Genomic DNA, 17,201 nt, shown 5'->3' with positions numbered 1-17,201 from the left:
GTGTGGAAGGCCCGACAGCACTGATTCCCGTCGTACCGGAATCGCCCCCCGTCTTCGTCGACCCGAGCGGGCGGCGACGTCGGCGGCTGCGCCGTCTCGCCTACTGCGCCGGCGCGGCCGGCGTGATCTACACGGTCATGGTGGGGGTCAGCTTCGCCGGCGGGCCGATCACCCCGGACACCGTCATCCCGTTCGTCGAGCCGACCAGCGAGCAGCGGCTGCCCTCGCCGAAACCGTCGGACACCCCCGCGCCGACCCGTGCCACGCCGGACACGCCCACCGACATCCGCACCGCGCCGGTGCGGGTGCCGGCAACCTCCGTCGCCCCCGCCGCCACGGTCCCGCCGAGCCCTCGGTATCCCCGGCCGACCCGCACCGCACCGACCGCGCCCCGGCCCGTCCAGACGCCGGCCACCACCGCGCCGCCCACCGCCCCCACCGCCGAGGTGCCGCCGCCCGTTGTCGACCCGCCGGCGGTTGTCGACCCGCCCGCCGCGCCGGTCGCGCCCGCCGATGAGTGACCAGGCGCCCGCCCGCCCGAACCCGCAGACAAGTGAGCAGCCCACAGTCACGCTGGACCCCCGCCGTGTGCGGGCCGCCCGCCGGCACCGGGCCGGGCGGCAGCCGGACGACGCGCCCACAGCCGTGCTGGACGTCCGGCAGATCCCCGGCGTGCGGCAGATCCCCGGCGCGCGCCGGTCCCGTGGGCGGCGTCTCCTGCCCCGGCCGAGCTGGGCCCTGGTCGCCATGGTCGTGGTCGTCCTGGGCGGTCTGCTGGTCGTCGAGGCGTACACGAACGCCGCGTTCGTACCGGACAACCGGGTGACGCCCGGCAGCCAGCGGGAGGTCCCCAGCTCGGTGGTCGGCGGCGGCCCGATCGTCAACGTCGGCGCGGAGGGCCGGACCCAGTCGCACCGCCTGCCGCCGCGGACCGTCGCGCTCACCTTCGACGACGGACCCGACCCGCGGTGGACGCCGGAGGTGCTGCGCGTCCTGGACAAGTACCAGGTCAAGGGCACCTTCTTCGTCATCGGTTCGCAGGTCGTCAGAAACCCGGAGGTGACCCGCCGGCTGGTGGCCGAGGGCCACGAGCTGGGCGTGCACACGTTCACCCATCCCGACCTCGCCGCGCTGCCGGAGTGGCGGCGCGAACTGGAGTACGCGCAGACGCAGCTCGCCATCGCCAGCACCACAGGTGTCCGGACGTCGCTGCTGCGCTTCCCGTACTCGTCCCGGGCGGACGCGTACACCGACCGGGACTGGCCGATGCTGCGGCAGGCGGGCGAGCTCGGCTACCTCACGGTCGTCAACGACGTCGACAGCCGGGACTGGGAGCTGCTCCCGGTCGAGGAGATGATCGCGAACGCCACGCCGGACGGGACGGCCGGCACCATCGCGCTGTGGCACGACTCGGGCGGCGACCGGGCCGGCACCGTGGCCGCGCTGGAGCGGTACATCCCGGCGATGCTGGAACGCGGCTACCGCTTCACCACCGTCAGCGAGGGACTCAACCAGACGTTCGCGGCCGCGGGTGTGTCCGGCCCGGTGGGCGGGCACACGGCGGCCCCGCTCGACGAGCGGTTGCGGGGCCACGTCCTGGTCGGCGCGGTACGCGTCGCCGACGGCATGTTCGGGGTGCTCGGCGTCTTCTTCGTTCTCGTCGGGGTGCTCACGATCGGCCGTACCCTGCTGCTGTTCGTCGTGGCCCCGCGGCACGCGCGCCGCCGCCGACGCCGCGACTGGTCCTGGGGCCCGCCGGTCACCGAACCGGTCTCGGTGATCGTGCCCGCGTACAACGAGCGGGAGGGCATCGCCGCGGCGGTCCGCTCGCTGGCCCTGGGTGACCACCCCGGCGGCATCGAGGTGGTGGTGGTCGACGACGGCTCGACCGACGGCACCGCCGACATCGTCGCGGCGCTGCGCCTGCCGAACGTGCGGGTCGTGCGCAAGCCCAACGGCGGCAAGCCCAGCGCGCTGAACACCGGCGTCGCGCTGGCCCGGCACGACCTGATCGTCATGGTCGACGGCGACACGATCTTCGAGCCGGACTCGGTCCGCCGGCTGGTCCAGCCGTTCGCCGACCCCCGGGTCGGCGTGGTCGCCGGCAACGTCAAGGTCGGCAACCGCCGCGGCCTGATCGCCAAGTGGCAGCACATCGAGTACGTCATCGGCTTCAACCTCGACCGCCGCCTCTACGAGACGCTGCGCTGCATGCCCACCGTCCCCGGCGCGATCGGCGCGTTCCGGCGGCAGGCGCTGGAGCAGGTGGGCGGCCTGACCGACGACACGCTCGCCGAGGACACCGACGTCACCATCGCCGTCGGCCGCGCCGGCTGGCACATCGTGTACGAGGAGAGCGCCCGCGCCTGGACCGAGGCGCCGACCACCATTGGCCAGTTGTGGAAGCAGCGGTACCGGTGGAGCTACGGCACCATGCAGGCGATGTGGAAGCACCGGCGCTCGGTGATCGAGAGCGGTCCGTCGGGCCGGTTCGGCCGCCGGTGCCTGTCGTTCCTGACGCTGTTCGGCGTGCTGCTGCCGCTGGCCGCCCCGGTGATCGACCTGCTCGCCATCTACGGGCTGATCTTCCTGGACCGCAGCGACACGGTGGTGGCCTGGCTGGTGATGCTCGCGCTCCAGTTCCTCACCGCGGTGCTCGCCTTCCGGCTGGACCGGGAGAAGCTCGGCGTGCTCTGGGTGCTGCCGTTGCAGCAGTTCGTCTACCGGCAGGTCATGTACCTGGTACTGCTCCAGGCGGTCGGCACCGCGCTGACCGGCGGCCGGCTGGGCTGGCAGAAGCTGCGGCGTACCGGGGACCTGCGGGTCGCCGGGCGGGGCGCGGCCGGCTGAGGCCGCGCCCGGCCGCGCGCGTCAGTCGTCGTCCGGGTCGTCGAGGCGGGCCAGCCAGGTGGCGAACCGCTCGATCGGGGTCTCGAACTCCGGGTTCAGGTCGACGAAGTCACGCAGCCGCTCGCCCAGCCACTCCAGGCTGACCTGCTCGTCACCCCGGCGCTCGACCAGCTCCTCGATGCCACGGTCGGTGAAGTACACGGTGTTCCTCTCGTCGTACGGCAACGGCCCGCCCCGGGTCGGGACGGGCCGCTGCCGGTGGTGTCACGGGCGGGGGAGAGCCGCCTCGATCAGCGCGTTCTGCTCGACCTCGTGCATCTTCGCCGAGCCCACCGCCGGGGCGGCGGCGGCCGGCCGGGAGATGCGGCGCAGCCGGACCTCGGGCAGGTGCTCCAGCAGGTTGAGCGCGACGAACGACCAGGCGCCCTGGTTGGCCGGCTCCTCCTGGACCCAGGCGAAGTCCTCGGCGTTCGGGTACTGCGCGAGCGCGGCCCGGACCTCCTCGACGGGCAGCGGGTAGAGCTGCTCCATCCGGATGATCGCGGTGTCCGTCACGCCCCGCTCCTGCCGGGCCTGGAACAGGTCGTAGTAGACCTTGCCCGAGCAGAGCAGCACCCGCTTCACCTGCTCCGGCGCCGGAGCCGCGGTGTCGGCCAGCACGGGCTGGAACGTCCCGGTGGTGAAGTCCTCCACCGGCGACACGCAGAGCTTGTGCCGCAGCAGCGACTTCGGCGTGAACACCACCAGCGGCTTGCGCTTGGGCGACATGGCCTGGCGGCGCAGCAGGTGGAAGTAGTTCGCCGGGGTGGTCGGGATGGCCACCCGCATGTTGTCCTCGGCGCAGAGCTGGAGGAACCGCTCCGGGCGGCCGGACGTGTGGTCCGGGCCCTGGCCCTCGTGGCCGTGCGGCAGCAGCAGCGTCACCGCGGAGCGCTGACCCCACTTCACCTCGCCGGACGAGATGAACTCGTCGATCACCGACTGGGCGCCGTTGACGAAGTCACCGAACTGGGCCTCCCAGGCCACCAGCGCGTTGATGTTCTCCACCGAGTAGCCGTACTCGAAGCCCATGGCCGCGTACTCGGAGAGCAGCGAGTCGTGGACGAAGAAGCGCGACCGCTCGCCGTCGGCGGTGAGCGACATCAGCGGCAGGTAGTCCTCGCCGGTCTTGGCGTCGACCACCGAGGCGTGCCGCTGGACGAACGTGCCGCGGCGCGAGTCCTGCCCGGCGAGCCGGACGGTGACGCCGTCGTGCAGCAGCGTGCCGAACGCGATGATCTCGGCGAAGCCCCAGTCGATGCCGCCCTCGACGGACATCTTGCGGCGCCGCTCCAGCAGCTGCTGGATCCGCTTGTGCGGGGTGAAGCCCTCCGGCAGGTTGACGTGCGCCTCGCCGATCGCCTTGACCACCGCGGCGTCGGTGGCGGTGTCGACATGCGGCTCCGGCTCCTCCTCCCGCGGCGGGCGGCTGAGCTGACGCGGTGTGGTCGCGGCGTCCCGGGTGGCCTTGAAGACCCGCTCCAGCTGCCCCTGGTAGTCGCGCAGCAGCTCCTCCGCGTCCTCCACGGTGATGTCGCCGCGCCCGATCAGCTCCTCGGTGTAGAGCTTCCGGACCGACCGCTTCGAGTCGATGATCTTGTACATCTCCGGGTTGGACATCGACGGGTCGTCGCCCTCGTTGTGCCCGCGCCGGCGGTAGCAGACCATGTCGATCACGACGTCCTTGTTGAACGCCTGCCGGTACTCGAACGCGAGGCGGGCCACCCGGACCACTGCCTCCGGGTCGTCGCCGTTCACGTGGAAGATCGGCGCCTGGATCATCCGGGCCACATCGGTGCTGTAGAGGCTGGACCGGCTGTACTCCGGGGCGGTGGTGAAGCCGACCTGGTTGTTGACGACCACGTGCACGGTGCCGCCGGTGCGGTAGCCGCGCAGCTGGGACAGGTTGAGCGTCTCCGCGACCACGCCCTGGCCGGCGAAGGCGGCGTCACCGTGCACCGCCAGCGGCAGCACGGTGTAGCCCTCCAGCTTGAGATCGATCCGGTCCTGCTTGGCCCGGACTATCCCCTCCAGCACCGGGTCGACGGCCTCCAGGTGCGACGGGTTCGCCACCACCGACACCTTGACCGCGTGCTCGCCGTCCGGAGTGGTGAACTTGCCGTTCTGGCCGAGGTGGTACTTCACGTCGCCCGAGCCCTGCGTGGAGCGCGGGTCGAGGTGCCCCTCGAACTCGGAGAAGATCTTCTCGTACGGCTTGCCGACGATGTTCGCCAGCACGTTGAGCCGGCCGCGGTGGGCCATGCCGATGACGACCTCGTCCAGCCCGGCCTCGGCGGAGCACTCCAGCACCTCGCCGAGCAGCGGGATCAGCGACTCGCCGCCCTCCAGCGAGAAGCGCTTCTGGCCGACGTACTTGGTCTGCAGGAACGTCTCGAACGCCTCGGCGGCGTTGAGCCGGTTCAGCACGTGCTTCTGCTCGTCCTGGCTCGGCTTCTCGTACTTGCGCTCGACCCGCTCCTGGATCCAGCGCCGCTCCTCCGGGTCCTGGATGTGCATGTACTCGATGCCGACGCGGCGGCAGTACGAGTCGCGCAGCACGCCGAGGATCGAGCGCAGCTTCATCCGCTGCTGGCCGGCGAAGCCGTTGACCGGGAAGACGCGGTCGAGGTCCCAGAGCGTGAGCCCGTGCTGGAGGACGTCCAGGTCCGGGTGCTTCCGGATCTTGAACTCCAGCGGGTCGGTGTCGGCCATCAGGTGGCCGCGCACCCGGTACGCGTGGATCAGCTCGTGCACCCGCGCGGTCTTGTTGATCTGGCCTTCGCTGTCGACTGCGACGTCGCGCATCCAGCGCACCGGCTCGTACGGGATGCGCAGCGAGGTGAAGATGTCGTCGTAGAAGCCGCGCTCACCGAGCAGCAGCTCGTGCATGACCTTCAGGAACTCGCCGGACTGCGCGCCCTGGATGATCCGGTGGTCGTACGTGCTGGTCAGCGTGATGACCTTGCTGACCGCGAGCTGGGCCAGGGTGGCCTCGCTCATGCCCTGGTAGGGGGCCGGGTACTCCATCGCGCCGACGCCGATGATGGCGCTCTGCCCCTGCATCAGGCGCGGGATCGAGTGCACCGTGCCGATGCCGCCCGGGTTGGTCAGCGAGATCGTGGTGCCGGAGTAGTCCTCCATGGTCAGCTCGTTGCGGCGGGCGCGCCGGACCACGTCCTCGTACGCCTGCCAGAACTGCCGGAAGTCCATCTGCTCGCAGCCCTTGATGGACGGCACCACCAGGTTGCGGGAGCCGTCCGGCTTGACCAGGTCGATCGCGATGCCCAGGTTGACGTGCTCCGGGCGGACCATCGCCGGCTTGCCGTCGACCTCGGCGAAGGAGTTGTTCATCTCCGGGTGCTCGACGACGGCGCGCACGAGCGCGTACCCGATCAGGTGGGTGAAGCTGACCTTGCCGCCGCGACCCCGGGTGAGGTGGTTGTTGATCACGATGCGGTTGTCGACGAGCAGCTTGGCCGGGACGGCGCGCACGCTGGTGGCGGTCGGGACCGACAGCGACGCGTCCATGTTCTGCACGATCTTGGCGGCCACGCCGCGCAGCGTCGTGGTGCCGGCGGCGCTCGCGGTCGGCGCCTTGGCGGCCGGCTTGGCCGGGGCGGACTTCTTGGCCGGCTCAGGCGCCTTCGCCGCCGGCTTCGCCGCGGGCCTGGCCGGGGCGGCCGCCTTCGGCTCGGCCTTGGCGGGGGCCGCCTTGGCGGGCTGCTCCTTGACCGTGGCCACTGCTTCCTGCTGCTCGGCCGGCTCCGGCTTCGCGGCCGGCTTGGCCTGCCCCTCCGGGCGCGGTGTGGCGGCGCCCGGGGCCGGCCGGTAGTCGGCGAAGAAGTCGTGCCAGGCCGAATCGACGCTCGAGGGGTCGGCGAGGTAGCGCTGGTACATCTCCTCGACGATCCACTCGTTCGGGCCGAAACCCGCCAGTGGGTTCTCCTGCGAAGTCTGCTGGGTCGACACGGCCGCTAATCGCCTCTTTCACGCGGTTGTGAATGTCACGGTGGCCCCCGGTGACCCCCGGTTGCCGACGCTGGGTAAACCGATGCCAAGGCTACGCCGTGCGTTGGGCGCAGGCATTCTCGCCTCCGGCTGGTGGTCCGTTTCACAGAAGATGCCAGAAGTTCGGCAAACGCTGCGTGATCCGGCGACTCCTGCTAGACGGCGAAGGCCCCGGCCGGTGACGGGTGTCACCGGCCGGGGCCCGGCCTGACCGCGAGGTCAGGAGATGTCGCGCTTGCGGATCGTGGCGACGCCGATCGCGCCGGCCACCACCGCGTACCCGATCAGCACCAGCGCGCCCGCCCACTGCGGCGGGTTGCCCGGGATGTTGGTGTCGCCGCCCACCATGAGCCCGGAGGCCAGCGACGGAACCAGCAGCTGGAGCTTGTTGATCCAGTCGCCGTACCGCGAGGCGAGCAGGCTCAGCACGATCGCCGCGCCGATCGCGCCACCCAGGTAGAACAGGATGCCGGTCACGGTGGCGCCGATCTGGCTGCGGATCAGCACGCCGAGCCCGACGCCGAGCACCGACCAGAGCACGTAGGCCAGGCCGTTGAGCGCGATCGCCCGCCAGATCGCCCCGCTGCCGAGCTGCGAGCCGACGTCCACCGAGCTGAGGATCAGCGGCGCGGTGATCAGGTTCAGCACCGTGGTGACGACCCAGAACAGCAGCGCCAGCACGCCGGCCGCGGCCAGTTTGGCCAGCATCACCGCTGTGCGGTGCGGCGCGGTGAGGAACGTGGTGGTCACCGTCTGGTGGAAGAACTCGCTGGTCACCACCACGATGCCGAGCAGCAGCACGATGAGCAGGCCGAAGAACTGGCCGTTGGTGTAGAGGTTGGCCGCCAGGTTGTCGGCGGCCGAGATGGCCTGCAACTGGTCGGACTGCTCGGCCGGCACCTCGCCGAAGTCCCCGCCGGCCAGCGCCTCGGTCTGCAGCCAGTTGAAGAACAGCGTGAGCGCCCACAGCGCCAGGCTGATCAGCCCGAAGATCCACCACGTGCTGGTGGTACGGATCTTGAGCAGTTCGGATCGGACAAGCGTCATCGGATCTCCGCCTTTCCGGCCGTCAGCTCCAGGAAGACCCCTTCGAGGTCGGGCCGCTCGGTGGTCAGCTCGTGCAGCTCGACCTTGGCGGCCAGCGCGAGGCGGCCCACGGTCGGGGCGTCCACGCCGCTGACCAGCAGCGCGCCGTGCGGGTCGGCGTCGACGGTGGCGGACTGCTCGCGCAGCACCGTGGCCAGCTCGTCGGCCTGCGGGGTGCGCACCCGCACCCGGACGCCGTGCGTCATCGACGCCATCACCTGGTCGACCGGACCCTGCCGGACCAGCTTGCCGGCCGCGATGATCACCACGTCGTCGGCGAGCAGCTGCATCTCGGAGAGCAGGTGGCTGGAGACCAGCACCGTACGACCCTCGGCGGCGAGACCCTTGAGGAAACCGCGCATCCAGCGGATGCCCTCCGGGTCCAGGCCGTTGGCCGGCTCGTCCAGGATCAGCACCTGCGGGTTGCCGAGCATCGCCGCGGCGATGCCGAGGCGCTGCTTCATGCCCAGCGAGTAGCCCTTGAACTTGCGCTTCGCCGCGGGCGAGAGCCCGACCAGGGCGAGCGCCTCGTCGGCGCGCTCCTTCGGCAGCCCGGCCGCCGCGCAGATCACCCGCAGGTGGTTGATGCCGGTGCGGCCCTTGTGCGCGCTGGACGCCTCCAGCACCGCGCCCACCGTGCGCAGCGGGTCGGGCAGGTCGGCGTACCGGCTGCCGCCGATGGTGGCCGTGCCGGCACTCGGCGTCACCAGGTTCAGCAGCATGCGCAGCGTGGTCGTCTTACCGGCGCCGTTCGGGCCGAGGAAGCCGGTGACCCGGCCCGGCTCGACGGTGAACGACAGATTGTCCACCGCGCGGACGGTCTTGTATTGCTTGGTCAGGCCGGACACGATGATCTGGCCGGTCCCGGCACTGGGGCGTGGCTGCCCGTCGGACATCATTCTCCTCTCCTGCCCCGGCGGGCATGACGCGCGCCGGTGGGGGCGCTGTTGCGGGGGCGCCCCGCAACAGCCTTCCAACCCGGCGCAAGGGGGTCAATCAGGCGGGACGTGTACGCGCCGTCCTCCTCAGGTAGGACATCAGGCGGTCGCCAGCGCCACCCAGGTGGCCCGGGCGCGGCCGAGCAATGCGCCGTCCGCACCGTACAGGCTGGTGTGCACCTCCGCCTTCCGCCCCTCACCGCCCACCGCGAGGCCGGTCACCACGCATTCGTCGCCGGGTCGTGGCAGCGCCGTGACCTGTGCGGCGATCCGCCCCAGGACGTACGGGCGGCCGGGCGCGAGCACCGCCCAGCCACCCGGGCAGTCCAGCGCCGCCCACACCGTCGCGGGCGTCACCTCGGCCGGGGCGCGGAACGGCGCGGCGGTCCGCCCGTCCGGCAGCCGCCCCGGGAAGATCCGCAGGCCGTCCGGGTGCGCCGGGCCGCAGACGAAGCAGCGGGGAAACGGGTGGTCCAGCAGACCGGGGTACGTCCGCGCGGCGTCGGCCGCCGTCGCCCGGTCCACCGGCGGCACCACCGCCTCGACCGGCTCCACCCGGCGTACCTGGGCGATCAACTGGCCGTCCGGGTCGCGTACCTCGCCGTCGGCGGCGGTCAGCGGGGTCTCCAGCGGCGGCGGCCGGCGCAACGTGACCTCGACCGGCCCCCGGTCGTCGATCAGCGCGGCGAAGATCCCGGCGCTCCAGCCGCCGTTGCCCGAACCGTCCGGTCCCTGGAACCGGGCCTCGACCAGCATGCGCACCTCCGGGTTCACCTCCGCCGGCGCCCTCGCCGGCGTCCGGCAGCCTCGCACACCCCCGCGCCGCACCGGCCGTCCCGGTGCGCACGACGCCGCCGACCGGCGTTCACCGGATCGACACCCCTCACCCCGCCCGGTGGCAACCCACGGCACCTACACAGGAGCCATGGCCGTTCTGCACGCCGCTGGCGCACCGCTCACGACCAGCGGTTACACCCTGCTGATCGCCGACGACCCGACACTGGTCGCGGCCGCGCAACGCCTGCGCCACGACGTGTTCGCCGGCGAACTCGGCGCCACAGTGCCGAGCGCCGTCACCGGGCTCGACTCCGACGAGTTCGACGCGCACTGCGACCACCTGGTGGTGCTGCGCGAAGGCACCGGCGAGGTCGTCGGCACGTACCGGCTGCTGCCACCCGGCCGCACCGCACGCCGGTACGCCGACGGCGAGTTCGACCTGCGCCCGCTCGCCCCGCTCCGCGACGACCTGGTCGAGGCGGGCCGCTCGTGCGTGCACCCGGACCACCGGACCGGCGCCGTGATCAACCTGATGTGGGCCGGGATCTGCCGCTACCTGCATCTGCGCGGCTCCCGCTGGCTCGGCGGCTGCGCCTCGGTGCCGGTCACCGACGGCGGGGTCGCCGCCGCTGCGGTGTGGGCCGAGGTCAGCGCCCGGCACCTGGCCCCGCCGGCGCTGCGGGTCACCCCGCGCCGACCCTGGTTCACCGAGGCGCCCGCCGCCGACCCGGGCGCGCTCACCCCCGCTGGGGGCCGGGCGCTCGTGCCGCCGCTGCTGCGCGGCTACCTGCGGCTCGGCGCCTGGGTGGCCGGTGAGCCGGCGTACGACAGCGACTTCGGCTGCGCCGACTTCTACGTGCTGTTCTCGCTCGACCGGATGAACGCGCGCTACCTGCGGCACTTCCTCGGCGGCGGCTCGTGACCGCCGCTGCTCCTCCGCGTGGCAGGGCCGCGGCCGGTCCCGTCGGGGGCGTGGCCGGTCGTGCCGGGGGCGGGCCGGGGGAGGGCCTGTGGCGGCCCGCGTCGGGCTGCGGGCCGGACTGCTTGCCGCCGCCCACCACCCCGGACGTGTCGCGCCTGCGCCGGGCGGGACGGCTGCTCGGCGTACTCGGAATGCTGCTGGCCGGGGCCGGCCTGGCCGCGCTCCTGCCGCTGCTGCCGGCGGCGCGTGGGCGGGCCGCGACGCGCGGCTGGGCGCGGTGGACGCTGCGTACCCTCGGGGTGCGGCTGGTGGCCCGGGGCCGGGCGCCGCGCGGCCGGGCGTTGCTGGTCGCCAACCACGTCTCGTGGCTGGACGTCCTGGCGGTGCTGGCGGTCTCGCCGGCCCGGATGCTGGCCAAACGCGAGGTGCGGCGCTGGCCGGTGGTGGGTGCGCTCGCCGCCGCGGCGGGCACCGTGTTCGTGGACCGGTCCCGCCCGCGCGACCTGCCCGCCACCGTCGCGCGCGTGGCCGAGTCGCTGCGCTCCGGGCGGCCGGTGGCGGTCTTCCCGGAGGGTACGACCTGGTGCGGCGCCGCCACCGACTGTCGCCCGGCCGGTGGCTTCCGCCCGGCGATGTTCCAGGCCGCCGTGGCCACCGGCACGCCGGTGGTGCCGCTGGACCTCGCCTACCGGTACGGCGGTGACCCGGGCACGCTCGCCGCCTTCCTCGGCGAGGAGACGCTGTGGGCCTCGATGCGCCGGGTGCTCGCCGCCCGGGGCCTGACCGTGGTCGTGACGGTGCGGGCCGCGCTGTACCCGGCGCCGGGGGCGGATCGTAGGGCGCTGGCCCGGGCCGCCGAGGCCGCGATCCGCCCGGCCCCGCCCGTCCGCAGGCCTGACCGGCGCGCGCGTCGCGCTGGACCGTCAGAGATCTTGGAAGCAAACGGCCGTCATGAGGACCTTTTGCTTCCAAGATCTACCGGCTGCGGGCGGACGAGCGGCGTCGGAGACGCGACACAGTCGCGATAGGCGCTTGTTCAGTCGCGATGTATCGCGTTATGCTCCTCGCATTACTCGACGTGCCGTCGGTCGGTACGTCGTCGAGGGGAGGACGCCATGACCAGCTGGACGGTCGACAGCCCGCAGCGGATCACGGTGGACGAGCCGGTCACCCGGCTCGACGTCCGGCTGGTCAGCGGCCGGCTCAACGTGGTCGCCACGGACGGCCCGGCGCGGGTCGACGTCACCCGGATCGGCCGGCGGCCACTCCTGGTCGAGATGCGCGACGGCCGGCTGACCGTCCAGCACGAGCGGCCGACCCGGTGGCCGGGCGTGCTCTGGTCCTTCGGCGGCTTCCACCGCCGGTATCGCGCCGAGGTGTCGGTCGCCGTACCGGCCGAGGTCCTCGCCGACCTGCACCTGGTGGACGGCACGCTCGTCGCCTCCGGCCTGCGCGGGGACACCAGGGTCGACGTCACGTCCGGCGAGGTCACGCTGCGGGGGTTGCGGGGACGCACCAGCGCCAAGGTCATCTCCGGCCCGGTCGAGGCGCTCGGCATCGGCGGCGACCTCGACCTGGAGACGGTCTCCGGTGAGCTGATCCTCGCCGACAGCGCGCCCGAGCGGGTACGCGCCCACGCCGTCTCCGGCTCGATCACCTGCGACCTGGACAACCCGCGGGGCAGCGAGATCCGGCTCAGCGCCATCTCCGGCAGCATCACCGTACGGGTTCGCGAGGACAGCGACCTCACGGTGCACCTGCACACCACCGCCGGCAAGATCACCAGCGGCTTTCCGCAGGTGGACGGCGGGCAGCGGGGCTTCGGTTCGATCAAGGACAGCCACGGAGTGCTCGGCGGCGGTACGGGTAGGCTCTGGGCCTCCGCGACCTCCGGCAGCATCGCGCTGCTCGCCCGCCCGGTCGCGACCGCCGAGGACGTGGAGGAGCTGCCGTGACCGCCGTGTTCAGCCACGGCCGGCTCCGGCTCTACCTGCTGAAGCTGCTCGACGACGGCCCGAAGCACGGATACGAGCTGATCCGCCTGCTGGAGGACCGCTTCCTCGGCCTGTACGCGCCCAGCGCCGGCACCATCTACCCCCGTCTGCAACGGATGGAGGCGGAGGGCCTGGTCACGCACACCGCCGTGGGCGGCCGCAAGGTCTACGAGATCACCGAGGCGGGCCGCGCCGAACTGCGGCAGCGCGCCGACGAGCTGTCGACCCTGGAGGCCGACATCGGCGCCGCGGTCGAGGACCTGTCCGCGCTGGCCGGTGAGATCCACAACGAGGTACGCGGCTCGGTCCGCGACCTGAAGCGCGAACTGCGCGAGGTGGCCCGGCAGACCCGGCAGGGCGCGTGGACGGCCTCCGCCACGGCCCGGCCGGCGGGCGACGGGGGATCGGCCCGTCCGGACGACTCGCCGCTGCTCGCCGAGTTCGACAAGCGGCTGGCCGCGTTCACGGTCGAGGTCGGCGCGCTGGTACGGGCGCGGCGGCTCAGTGACAACCAGCTCCGGACCGCGATCCGGATGCTCGACGGAGCGGCCGAAGGGCTGCGGCGACTGTTCCGCTGATCTCACAGGTTGTTTCCAGGGTCCACCCAGCGTGGCCGCAGCCGGAGCGCGGATGATGGGGCCCATGGCGGCTACCCAGACGGAGGCTCGACTGCTCGTGGTCGAGGACGATCCCAACATCCTCGAACTGCTCTCCGCGAGCCTGCGTTTCGCGGGCTTCGACGTGGCCACCGCGACCAGCGGCAGCGCCGCGCTGAACGCGGCCAAGGACCACCGGCCCGACCTGGTGGTGCTGGACGTGATGCTGCCCGACCTGGACGGCTTCGAGGTCATCCGGATGCTCCGCGAGGGCGGCACCCGTACCCCGGTGGTCTTCCTGACCGCGCGCGACGCCACCGACGACAAGATCCGCGGGCTCACCCTGGGCGGCGACGACTACGTCACCAAGCCGTTCAGCCTGGAGGAGTTGACCGCCCGGATCCGGGCCGTGCTGCGGCGCACCGCGACCGGCGACCAGACCCCGTCCCGGCTCACCTTCGCCGACCTGGAGCTGGACGAGGAGACGCACGAGGTGCACCGCGCCGGTCAGCGGGTGCAGCTCTCGCCGACCGAGTTCAAGCTGCTGCGCTACCTGATGCTCAACGCCAACCGGGTGCTCAGCAAGGCGCAGATCCTCGACCACGTCTGGAACTACGACTTCCGCGGTGACGACAACATCGTCGAGTCGTACATCTCGTATCTGCGCCGCAAGGTCGACAACACCCAGCCGCGGCTGATCCACACGCTCCGGGGAGTGGGTTACGTGCTACGCAAGCCGGCGGCGTGAACGTCGTCCACGACGCGAAGGGCAGGCTGCGCAGCGTCCCGCTCCGGCTGAAGCTCGTCGCCTCCGTCCTCGCGCTCGTGGCTGCGGCCCTGGTGGTGATCAGCGTGTCTACCGCCTATTTCCTGCGCAGCTATCTCGTCGGGCAGATCGATACCGAGCTGAGCGACTCGGTGAACCGGTTCGAGTCGATCCCGCCGACCGGTATCACGTTGCCCAGCGACTACCTCGTGGTGCTGACCAGCCGGGGCAGCGGAGAGGTCGACGGCGGAATCGCCTACGACACGGATCGGTTCCAGGAGCGGGACCTGCCGAGCTGGCCCACGGAGGTGAGCGGGTTCCGGAAACTGGAGGGAGATCCGTTCACCGTCCGGGCGCGCGACAGCTCGGTCCGCTGGCGGGTGCTCTACACCCAGTTGCCGAACGGGCAGATGGCGTTGATCGGGGAACATCTGACCGACGTCGACATGGCCGTCCGGCAGCTCGTGTGGATCGACCTTCTGGTCGGGGGCGCGGTGCTGATCTCACTGGCGTCCGTCGGCGCCGGAATCGTCCGTACCAGCCTGAAGCCGCTGGTGGAGATAGAGCGTACGGCGGCGGCCATCGCCGGCGGCGACCTGACCCGGCGCGTGCCCGACCCGGAGATGGGACGGCCGTGCCCGACCTCGGAGCTGGGTCGCCTGTCCCGGGCGCTGAACGCGATGCTGGCGCAGATCGAGGCCGCGTTCACCGCGCGGGCGGCCTCCGAGGCGGCGGCGCGCAGCGCCGAGATGGGCGCGCGGGACGCGGCCGCGTACGCGCAGGCGTCGGAGGCGCGGGCCCGCCGGTCCGAGGAGCGGATGCGGCAGTTCATCGCCGACGCCTCGCACGAGCTGCGGACGCCGTTGACCACGATCCGGGGCTTCGCCGAGCTGTACCGGCAGGGCGCGGCGCGCGCGCCGGAGCAGACCGCCGACCTGCTGCGCCGCATCGAGGACGAGGCGGCCCGGATGGGGCTGCTGGTGGAGGACCTGCTGCTGCTGGCGCGGATGGACCGGGAACGGCCGATCGCGCTGGCCCCGGTCGAGCTGCCGGTGCTGGCCTCGGACGCGGTGGAGGCGGCCCGGGTGGTCGCCCCGGACCGGCGGATCGAGCTGGAGCGGGATCCGGGCGCGGGCCCGCTGGTGGTGCTCGGCGACGACGCCCGGCTGCGCCAGGTGATCGGCAACCTGATGACGAACGCGCTCACCCACACCCCACCGGACGCCTCGGTGACGCTGCGGCTGCGGGCGGAGGCGGGCAACCTCGCCGTGGTGGAGGTGGCGGACACCGGTCCCGGCCTCACGCCGGAGCAGGCCGAGCGGGTCTTCGAACGGTTCTACCGGGTGGACGCCGCCCGTACCCGGCGGGCCGGCGGGCCGATCAGCACCGGCCTCGGCCTGGCCATCGTGGCCGCGCTCGTGGCCGCGCACCACGGCACCGTCGAGGTGGACAAGACCCCCGGCGGCGGGGCGACGTTCCGGGTGAAGCTGCCGCTGCTGCCCGAGGCGCCCGAGCCGGGCGAGTGACGTTCAGAAAACTTCCAGGCGGATTCCAGGCTGATGACAGTGCCACAGGGAAAGCTGGGGGCATGACCGACCACGAGACCGATCCGCAGCGGTCGCCGGCCCCCGCCGACGCCGAGCCGTCGCACCACACCGCCGAGCTGCCCCGCGTCGAGAGCGGGACGTCGGACTCCTCGAACACCTCGAACACACCGGCCGCCGCGCCGGTTCCGGCCGACTCCCCGGCCGCCGGAACCACGGCGCAGGCCGGAACCACGGCGCAGGCCGGAACCACGGCGCAGGCCGGAACCACGGCGCAGGCCGGAACCACGAACCCGGCCGCTCCGCCGGCCGGCCCGTACCCGCCGCAGGGCGGGACGCCGTACCAGGCCGCGGCGCAGCAGCAGCACCCCTGGTACGGGCAGCAGCACCAGCAGCACGGCTGGGCCCAGCAGCAGAGCGGCTCGGGCTACCAGTCGGCGCCGCACAGCGGCGGGCCGGTCCCGTCGTACCAGGCGCAGCCGTACCAGGGACAGCACGGGCAGCACGGGCAGCACGGCTACCAGCCGTACCAGGCCGGACAGCCGACCCCGCCGTGGGGCACGCCGCAGCCGGCGCGGCCCAGCCGGGCCGGGAAGATCGTCGGCGTGGGCGCGCTGGCGCTGGCGCTGATGTTCGGCTCGGGCGTGGCCGGCGGCGCGCTGGCGCTCGCGCTCGACGGGGACGGCCCGACCCGCACCTACTCCGCCGCCCCGATCATCAACAGCGCCGACCTGCCCAAGATCGCGGCGTCCGTCCAGGACAGCATCGTCACGATCATGACGGGCAGCGGTGAGGGATCCGGGGTGATCCTCAGCGCCGACGGGTTCGTGCTGACGAACAACCACGTGGTGGCCGGCGCCGGTGGCGACACCGTCCGGGTGGTCTTCGCCAACGGCAAGAGCGCGACCGCCAAGATCGTCGGGACCGACCCGAAGACCGACCTCGCGGTGGTCCAGGCCAGCGGGGTCAGCGACCTGAAGGCGGCGAAGTTCGGCGACAGCGACGCCATGCAGGTCGGTGACCAGGTGCTCGCCCTGGGCAGCCCGCTCGGCCTGCAGGGCTCGGTCACCGCCGGCATCCTCAGCGCCCGCGACCGCACCATCCAGGCGGGCAGCGGCCAGCAGAACCCGCAGCAGGGCGCCAGCTCGATCTCCGGCCTGCTGCAGACCGACGCCCCGATCAACCCGGGCAACTCCGGCGGCGCGCTCGTCAACACCCGGGGCGAGGTGATCGGCATCAACACCGCCATCGCCACCGCCGGGCAGGGCAGCACCGGCAACATCGGCGTGGGCTTCGCCATCCCGAGCAACAAGGCCAAGGACGTGGCCGAGAAGCTCCAGCGCGGCGAGAAGATCAGCCACCCCTCGCTCGGGGTGAGCGTGAACGGCGCCGAGGACGGCGGCGCGCTCGTCGCCGCCGTCACTCCGGGCAGCCCCGCCGAGAAGGCCGGGCTCCAGCGCGGCGACGTGATCACCAAGTTCGGCGACAAGGTGATCAACGACTCGAACGATCTGGTCGGCGCGGTGCAGGCCGGCAAGGTCGGCGACCGGGTCGAGGTCGAGTACAAGCGAAACGGATCCGCTGAGACCGCAACCGTGACGCTCGCCGAGACGTCATAGTCCCCAAGACCTGCCTCCCTCCTGGGCGGCGGGCGACGGAGCCAAGGGGGTTGGCTCCGACG

The 17,201-nt window shown here is 72.6% G+C and carries 14 protein-coding genes; 9 read left to right on the top strand and 5 right to left on the bottom strand.

Annotation, left to right across the window (positions count from 1 at the left end; translation table 11 throughout):
• Positions 1 to 2: 2 nt before the first annotated feature.
• Entirely contained in the window at positions 3 to 521 is a 519-nt protein-coding gene (locus tag KBX43_RS29460) for a hypothetical protein (RefSeq protein WP_069087363.1), read from the top strand.
• The gene (locus KBX43_RS29455; RefSeq protein WP_113974698.1) at positions 514 to 2,850 is read left to right on the top strand and encodes a bifunctional polysaccharide deacetylase/glycosyltransferase family 2 protein; all 2,337 of its coding nucleotides are present in this window, start codon (positions 514 to 516) and stop codon (positions 2,848 to 2,850) included. Before KBX43_RS29460 ends, KBX43_RS29455 begins: the two co-directional genes overlap by 8 nt.
• Positions 2,851 to 2,871: 21 nt before the next feature.
• On the opposite strand, the gene KBX43_RS29450 is transcribed toward KBX43_RS29455, so the two are convergent.
• The 5 genes from KBX43_RS29450 to KBX43_RS29430 form a co-directional block, all read right to left on the bottom strand.
• On the bottom strand, positions 2,872 to 3,051 hold the full coding sequence (locus KBX43_RS29450; protein ID WP_030503218.1) for a DUF6104 family protein: 180 nt from the start codon (positions 3,049 to 3,051) through the stop codon (positions 2,872 to 2,874).
• 63 nt (positions 3,052 to 3,114) lie between these two features.
• Positions 3,115 to 6,858, bottom strand: a complete 3,744-nt coding sequence (locus tag KBX43_RS29445; RefSeq protein WP_113974699.1) for a multifunctional oxoglutarate decarboxylase/oxoglutarate dehydrogenase thiamine pyrophosphate-binding subunit/dihydrolipoyllysine-residue succinyltransferase subunit — start codon at positions 6,856 to 6,858, stop codon at positions 3,115 to 3,117.
• Between the two features lie 258 nt (positions 6,859 to 7,116).
• The gene (locus KBX43_RS29440) at positions 7,117 to 7,944 is read right to left on the bottom strand and encodes an ABC transporter permease (RefSeq protein WP_064447869.1); all 828 of its coding nucleotides are present in this window, start codon (positions 7,942 to 7,944) and stop codon (positions 7,117 to 7,119) included.
• The gene (locus tag KBX43_RS29435) at positions 7,941 to 8,882 is read right to left on the bottom strand and encodes an ABC transporter ATP-binding protein (RefSeq protein ID WP_369799327.1); all 942 of its coding nucleotides are present in this window, start codon (positions 8,880 to 8,882) and stop codon (positions 7,941 to 7,943) included. Before KBX43_RS29435 ends, KBX43_RS29440 begins: the two co-directional genes overlap by 4 nt.
• 138 nt (positions 8,883 to 9,020) lie before the next feature.
• Positions 9,021 to 9,677 carry a hypothetical protein gene (locus KBX43_RS29430; protein WP_210888388.1) on the bottom strand — a complete coding sequence of 219 codons (657 nt, stop codon included), beginning with the start codon at positions 9,675 to 9,677 and terminating at the stop codon, positions 9,021 to 9,023.
• A gap of 169 nt (positions 9,678 to 9,846) precedes the next feature.
• Here KBX43_RS29430 and KBX43_RS29425 point away from each other — a divergent pair, with 169 nt between their 5' ends.
• From KBX43_RS29425 to KBX43_RS29395, 7 genes are all read left to right on the top strand, one after another.
• Complete coding sequence (locus KBX43_RS29425) at positions 9,847 to 10,620, top strand: GNAT family N-acetyltransferase (RefSeq protein ID WP_210888386.1); 774 nt, start codon at positions 9,847 to 9,849, stop codon at positions 10,618 to 10,620.
• Between the two features lie 50 nt (positions 10,621 to 10,670).
• Positions 10,671 to 11,648 (top strand): 1-acyl-sn-glycerol-3-phosphate acyltransferase, encoded by a 978-nt coding sequence (locus tag KBX43_RS29420; protein WP_210888384.1) that lies wholly within the window; start codon positions 10,671 to 10,673, stop codon positions 11,646 to 11,648.
• A gap of 87 nt (positions 11,649 to 11,735) precedes the next feature.
• Entirely contained in the window at positions 11,736 to 12,575 is an 840-nt protein-coding gene (locus KBX43_RS29415; protein ID WP_210888382.1) for a DUF4097 family beta strand repeat-containing protein, read from the top strand.
• Positions 12,572 to 13,192: a PadR family transcriptional regulator gene (locus tag KBX43_RS29410; RefSeq protein ID WP_030503210.1), complete on the top strand. Its 621-nt coding sequence runs from the start codon at positions 12,572 to 12,574 to the stop codon at positions 13,190 to 13,192. Before KBX43_RS29415 ends, KBX43_RS29410 begins: the two co-directional genes overlap by 4 nt.
• 64 nt (positions 13,193 to 13,256) lie before the next feature.
• Positions 13,257 to 13,958, top strand: coding sequence for a response regulator transcription factor (locus tag KBX43_RS29405; protein WP_043328553.1), 702 nt, complete (start codon positions 13,257 to 13,259; stop codon positions 13,956 to 13,958).
• Positions 13,955 to 15,502 carry a HAMP domain-containing sensor histidine kinase gene (locus KBX43_RS29400; protein WP_113974702.1) on the top strand — a complete coding sequence of 516 codons (1,548 nt, stop codon included), beginning with the start codon at positions 13,955 to 13,957 and terminating at the stop codon, positions 15,500 to 15,502. The genes KBX43_RS29405 and KBX43_RS29400 overlap by 4 nt, the downstream gene beginning before the upstream one ends.
• A 62-nt stretch (positions 15,503 to 15,564) precedes the next feature.
• A complete protein-coding gene (locus KBX43_RS29395; RefSeq protein WP_210888380.1) occupies positions 15,565 to 17,139 on the top strand; it encodes a trypsin-like peptidase domain-containing protein in 1,575 nt (524 codons plus the stop codon).
• The last annotated feature ends 62 nt before the right edge of the window (positions 17,140 to 17,201 follow it).

It is taken from the genome of Micromonospora sp. C41 (assembly GCF_018070485.1).
Taxonomy (GTDB): Bacteria; Actinomycetota; Actinomycetes; order Mycobacteriales; family Micromonosporaceae; genus Micromonospora; species Micromonospora chalcea.
Note: the sequence above shows the minus strand (reverse complement) of the source record. Positions and strands in the feature narration are given on the sequence as shown.

Bases quoted from the DNA above. Each gene is read 5' to 3' on its own strand.
- KBX43_RS29455 (WP_113974698.1), top strand. From the start codon at position 514: ATGAGTGACCAGGCGCCCGCCCGCCCGAACCCGCAGACAAGTGAGCAG.
- KBX43_RS29440 (WP_064447869.1), bottom strand. From the start codon at position 7,944: ATGACGCTTGTCCGATCCGAACTGCTCAAGATCCGTACCACCAGCACG.
- KBX43_RS29435 (WP_369799327.1), bottom strand. From the start codon at position 8,882: ATGATGTCCGACGGGCAGCCACGCCCCAGTGCCGGGACCGGCCAGATC.
- KBX43_RS29430 (WP_210888388.1), bottom strand. From the start codon at position 9,677: ATGCTGGTCGAGGCCCGGTTCCAGGGACCGGACGGTTCGGGCAACGGC.
- KBX43_RS29425 (WP_210888386.1), top strand. From the start codon at position 9,847: ATGGCCGTTCTGCACGCCGCTGGCGCACCGCTCACGACCAGCGGTTAC.
- KBX43_RS29415 (WP_210888382.1), top strand. From the start codon at position 11,736: ATGACCAGCTGGACGGTCGACAGCCCGCAGCGGATCACGGTGGACGAG.
- KBX43_RS29405 (WP_043328553.1), top strand. From the start codon at position 13,257: ATGGCGGCTACCCAGACGGAGGCTCGACTGCTCGTGGTCGAGGACGAT.
- KBX43_RS29395 (WP_210888380.1), top strand. From the start codon at position 15,565: ATGACCGACCACGAGACCGATCCGCAGCGGTCGCCGGCCCCCGCCGAC.